Source organism: Psychrobacter sp. 1U2 (assembly GCF_051847575.1).
Genome location: NZ_JBPYDC010001211.1, coordinates 1 through 666 on the forward strand (window position 1 = coordinate 1; position 666 = coordinate 666).

1 pseudogene is annotated in these 666 nt (G+C 37.2%); it reads right to left on the reverse strand.

Annotated elements, in window-relative coordinates:
- Positions 1-181, reverse strand: a pseudogene (locus ACS8FD_RS21255) (polyprenyl synthetase family protein); the annotation flags it as partial.
- Positions 182-666: the final 485 nt, after the last annotated feature.

Genomic DNA, 666 nt, shown 5'->3' on the forward strand with positions numbered 1-666 from the left:
TGCCACCTGCATTGATCACATGCTGGGAGACGCTCATAACAAGCTGTACTTTTGAATTAAGACTGCCAAACACCTGTTTATCCATGATCTCAAAGTCATCAACAACGATACTTTGAATATCGGCATAACTTGGGGCAGATAAAGAGGTGGTTAAGGTGTTCGATAAAGAGGTGGTCGTCATAGTAAATAGTCATATTAATAGAAGATAGAAAAAATCGTTTGATAGCCGTCTCTTATAACACTATCAGCATGCTTATAGTAACATAGCTACATTATCAAATCGGTAGTTAAAGTAAAGCGGGTGTTAATAATGCATTGTAAGTTACTGATTGTATAAGTTATAATAGTGGTACTTAAGCTTAAACTAATCGTTGGCATAATTGCTAATACGGTTTATTTTGTAAAATTTTTGCTTACATAAATTGGTCAGCTCATTGTCAAAATACACAGTACCAAGACATTGAGTAAATATCACCAACTTTCAAAAACAAGATAGGTGGCTTGCTTTTATGAGCAAAAAGCCGTAAAATCTTGCCTTTAATTTTTCCCTGTCGTGTTCGTCGTCGAAGCGTTGGTATGATATCAGCCACGGCACACGGGTTAAACGGAGTCAGACAATGTACGCAGTAATCAAAAGTGGTGGTAAACAGCATCGTGTAGTCGTCG